This is a genomic window from Pantanalinema rosaneae CENA516 (assembly GCF_050753385.1).
In the GTDB taxonomy this organism is placed as follows: Bacteria; Cyanobacteriota; Cyanobacteriia; order Leptolyngbyales; family Leptolyngbyaceae; genus Pantanalinema; species Pantanalinema rosaneae.
In genome coordinates, this window is the sequence record NZ_JBLZFZ010000131.1 from 1 (window position 1) to 4,255 (window position 4,255).

General features: G+C 53.1%; 5 protein-coding genes. 2 read left to right on the forward strand and 3 right to left on the reverse strand.

The genetic code is table 11. The features are described from left to right. The first annotated feature begins 144 nt into the window (after positions 1 to 144). Positions 145 to 1,071 (forward strand): DNA mismatch repair endonuclease MutL, encoded by a 927-nt coding sequence (mutL, locus tag ACN4EK_RS32060; protein ID WP_431662508.1) that lies wholly within the window; start codon positions 145 to 147, stop codon positions 1,069 to 1,071. Between the two features lie 3 nt (positions 1,072 to 1,074). Further along, positions 1,075 to 2,631, forward strand: a complete 1,557-nt coding sequence (locus tag ACN4EK_RS32065) for a tetratricopeptide repeat protein (RefSeq protein ID WP_431662504.1) — start codon at positions 1,075 to 1,077, stop codon at positions 2,629 to 2,631. Here the strand turns inward: ACN4EK_RS32065 and ACN4EK_RS32070 are convergent. The 3 genes from ACN4EK_RS32070 to ACN4EK_RS32080 form a co-directional block, all read right to left on the reverse strand. Beyond that, positions 2,616 to 3,278, reverse strand: coding sequence for a hypothetical protein (locus ACN4EK_RS32070; protein ID WP_431662505.1), 663 nt, complete (start codon positions 3,276 to 3,278; stop codon positions 2,616 to 2,618). The genes ACN4EK_RS32065 and ACN4EK_RS32070 overlap by 16 nt on opposite strands. An 11-nt stretch (positions 3,279 to 3,289) precedes the next feature. Further along, entirely contained in the window at positions 3,290 to 3,643 is a 354-nt protein-coding gene (locus ACN4EK_RS32075) for a YtxH domain-containing protein (protein ID WP_431662506.1), read from the reverse strand. 157 nt (positions 3,644 to 3,800) lie between these two features. Beyond that, the gene (locus tag ACN4EK_RS32080; protein ID WP_431662507.1) at positions 3,801 to 4,124 is read right to left on the reverse strand and encodes a hypothetical protein; all 324 of its coding nucleotides are present in this window, start codon (positions 4,122 to 4,124) and stop codon (positions 3,801 to 3,803) included. Between the last annotated feature and the right edge of the window lie 131 nt (positions 4,125 to 4,255).

Below are 4,255 nucleotides of genomic sequence, written 5' to 3' on the forward strand. Positions count from 1 at the left end.
AGATGTGTATAAGAGACAGGGGGAGATGGGGGAGATATACGTTCATCCTCCTTACCCTCCTCATCCTCCTTACCCTCCCCATCCTTACCCTCTTACCTCCTACTAGGACTACCCGATCGCTGCCATCGCCATCGTCCAGATTGGATCAAGGTCGCTGTAAATGGACGCTTTGTGCAGTCACCGGAGTTAGAACAGACGATTTTGAGTGGGTTACGACGGACAGTGCCCCGCGATCGCTATCCCGTTTGCTTGGTGCATTTGCGGGTGCCGCCGGAGCAGATTGACTGGAACCGGACTCCGGCTAAATCGGAGGTTTACCTGCATCATTTGGCAAGCTGGCAGCAGCAAATTACTCAGGCGATCGAGCAGGCTTTACGCCTGAATGCCACCAGTGTCCCCGATAGTCTTTACTCGTCTCGGATGGGGCAACTGTTGAAAACGGCTGAAGCGAACGGTCAATATCATGTGATCCCCGAGCCTGATGAGTTAGAGAACGCGGCGTTAGCTGCCGATCCGGAAGTGACGGGGCTAAGTTTAATTCGGGCGATCGCTCAGGTTCACAATCGGTATATCCTGGCGGAACATCCCAGTGGCGTGTGGTTAATTGAACAACATATTGCCCATGAGCGGGTATTGTATGAGCAGTTATGCGATCGCTGGCAGATGGTGCCGTTAGAGCCATTTGTGCTGCTAAATCAACTGACTTCGGCACAGGTGGAACAACTACAACGGCTGGGAATTGACATCGAACCATTTGGTGAGCAGGTTTGGGCAGCCCGATCTGCACCTGCACCATTGGCAACCCGTGAAGATTGTGCGGAAGCGTTGATGGAACTGAGCTTAGGGGGAGATTTGCAAACAGCCCAAGTGGCGACCGCCTGTCGTAGTGCGATTCGGAACGGCACACCCCTATCCTTAACTGAAATGCAAACGTTACTGGATCAATGGCAACGCACCCGCAATCCCCGCACCTGTCCGCATGGTCGCCCAATTTGCCTGACGCTAGAAGAATCGGCGTTATCTCGCTTTTTCCGGCGGCATTGGGTGATTGGTAAAAGTCATGGAATTTAAGGGATGTCTACGATCGCGGAACTCCTGGCTACAGCTATCAAACTCCATCAGACAGGACAATTGGTTGCCGCCGAGCAACTGTATCGTCAGGTCTTACACCAGCAGCCCGATCAGCCTAACGCCCTATATTTATTGGGATTAGTCGCCCAGCAAACGGGACAGGTGACAGCCGCGATCGCCTGGTATCGAAGGGCGCTCACTGCCCAACCGAACTTTCCGGATGCCCATATCAACCTGGGAGCCGCGTTACAGCAACAGGGTAGTCTAACCGCTGCGATCGAGCACTACCATGCCGCCCTGCGGTTACAGCCAGACAACCCCCATGCCTTAATCAATCTGGGCACTACCCTACAGCAGCAGGGGAAGTTAACCGCCGCGATCGCACGATACCACAAGGCAATTCAGATCCAGCCCAATCTACCAGAGGCACACAGCAACCTGGGAAGCGTTTATAAGGAGCAGGGCAATCTGGATCAGGCGATTGCTCACTACCAAACGGCGTTACAACTGCGACCGAATCATCCCGATGCTTATCGAGAATTAGGCGATGCCTTGCAGGATCGAGGTGAGATCGCCGCTGCGATCGCGTTATATGACCAAGCGATCGCGCAATTTCCCCAGCATGTCAAATTACGCGGCAGTCGGATTCGCGCCCGATTAATTTCGGGTGACTTACAGCAGGGCTTTGCAGAGTACGACCAGTGGCGACTAGGCATGGTATCCTCTCCCCGATCGTTTGCCCAACCCGTCTGGAATGGCTCACCATTAAACGGCAAACCGATTTTGCTGTATGCCGAAGCTGGGGCAGGATTCGGTGACACGATGCAATTTGTTCGCTATGTGCCACTCGTGATGCAGCGAGGTGGACAGGTGATTCTGGAATGTCAGCCCCCTTTAGTCCGGTTATTCCAGAACATGCCGGGGGTGCAGCACGTTATCCCCCTGGGTGAACCACTCCCCGACTTTGCAGTACAGGCTTCGCTACTCAGTTTGCCACGGATTTTCGCGACTGCCTTAGCGACCATTCCGGCAACGATTCCCTATCTCGCAGCCCCAACCGATCGCGTCGAGCTATCCCCCGAGCCAATGGGGAATCTTAAGGTTGGCTTGGTTTGGGGCGGCGACCCTCAGCACTCTAACGATCGCCAACGATCGTGTCCGTTACCGGAATTTTTACCGATTCTTCAAACCCCGAATGTCACGTTCTATAGTTTGCAGAAAGGCGAACACCGCCATGAACTGACCGATCGATTTCCCATTCAAGATCTCAGTTCTCATTTGCATGATTTTGCCGATACGGCTGCCGCGATCGCTCAACTCGGTTTAATCATTTCAGTTGATACCTCCGTTGCCCACCTGGCGGGAGCCTTGGGTAAACCCGTCTGGATCCTGCTATCTGCTTCTCCAGACTGGCGCTGGCTGCTGCAACGGCAGGATAGCCCCTGGTATCCCAATGCGCGGCTATTTCGGCAGACGCGCTACAATCACTGGACTGAGGTTTGTCAGACCGTGGCAGTAGCCCTCAAAACTCTAACTGCAACCGATCAGCGTTCCCAGTAAGAGCCGTCTTCCGGGGAGTCTTCGATCGTCGTATCGTCTCGACCACTTGCCGTGAGATAGCGGGGATCGGAGTCTGACATAGGTTTCGCTGGAGAGGACGATCGCGCCGGGAGTTCATCCGGATCAACCGCACTTTGGTTGGTGACTACACCAGCATCCTGCGGATACGGCAAACCCTCTAACATCCGGTGGGAATTGGGCTGTTCTCGCAACGCATCCATTTCCGGTTCTAACCGACCGGGAGGTAAGCGATCGACCGATCGACGGGGACTGACGGAGGGTTGTGGTTTGGTGAAGGTTTTCCAGGCGGCTTTGATCCCAGTCATAACGTTACGAGTCCCTACGTGGACTTTGCGGGCTTGCTGCCGAACCCCACTCAAACTTTGATCCACCTGCTGCACCACCTGGTTGGCGCTTTGCACCCCCTGGCTGACATCATCCGTTAAATCACTAATTTCCAGACCCGTTAACCGAATTGCCTCCAAGGTCGGCGGAAACTCCCGTCGGAGGGTGTCAAACAATTTTTCAGCACTTCGAGCTGCCCGTCCCAACTCTAACAACGTTGGAATGGCGACCACCAAAACGATCGTCAGACTAATGGTGACGAACAGCAGTGATAAAACTAGCCAGAAAAGAGGTTCGGTCACAGTAGGGTTGCCTACAGCAAAGGATCACGCATGGAGGGACTGGTCGTGGACGAAAGATCGGTCACCGTCGTTTCTACCGTCTGTGGTTCCCGTTGGCTGGCCTCCAAACCAGCCGCGATCGCGTCCTTAAGCCGCACTAAGGTACTATCCCAATTCCGCAACGCCGTTTCTGATAGGCGATCCGCCTGGAGTTGCACACTGGTTGACAAATCCTCTGCCAGTTCAGGCAAAGCATCCGCAGACTTTTTCAACAATTGACGAGTTTCCCGACCCGAACGAGGGGCAATCAGGATACCTGTAATGGTGCCCACCGCTGCACCCAACAGCAATCCACCGAAAAATGCTCCAGAGCGATTATTTGACATTGTTAAGCTCTATCCTTTGCATATTGCTGAACCCCGTTCCACCTAATCTAATCTACCCCAACATCAACTCACCTCTGGTAAGAGTCCACTATCCGTCCTCATACTCTCCTTAGTAAGCTGAAACAGCGATCGCCACCATCTGCCTGCTCATTTTGACCTAACGCAGCGATCGCGATCGCCGAAAACGCACACCCCGACGTTGCCACAGGAATTGCCCCAGACTCAATAGTCCCATCACCTTCTGCATCCGTTGCAACTGACCCTCAAGCTGGCGATAGTTTTTGCGGAGTTGGTAAGTCCCTTGTTTAGCAATCAAAATTGCTCCGGGAGCACCGTATAGGACACCATGTACCGCTTCTTCAACATAAAGTAACGTCTGAGTCACCTGAGCTAAACTGCGCCGCAACTGCCAAACTTGCCAGGCAACAAACAGACAAGTTAAGCCAATCAATAGATTTGCTACCAGAACAATGATTAGCATTTGATTTGCCAGCCAATTAAAAGCTAAAGGGATAGAAGCACCAACTCCTGCTATTAGTTGTCACTTAATTGTAGACAAGTGCAGCACATTGATTCATCCCACCTCCCCACTCCTGTCTCTTATACACATCT

What these genes read in the sequence shown, in the direction of transcription:
- ACN4EK_RS32080 (WP_431662507.1), bottom strand. Translation starts at nt 4,124, where the DNA reads ATGCTAATCATTGTTCTGGTAGCAAATCTATTGATTGGCTTAACTTGT.
- ACN4EK_RS32065 (WP_431662504.1), top strand. Translation starts at nt 1,075, where the DNA reads ATGTCTACGATCGCGGAACTCCTGGCTACAGCTATCAAACTCCATCAG.
- ACN4EK_RS32075 (WP_431662506.1), bottom strand. Translation starts at nt 3,643, where the DNA reads ATGTCAAATAATCGCTCTGGAGCATTTTTCGGTGGATTGCTGTTGGGT.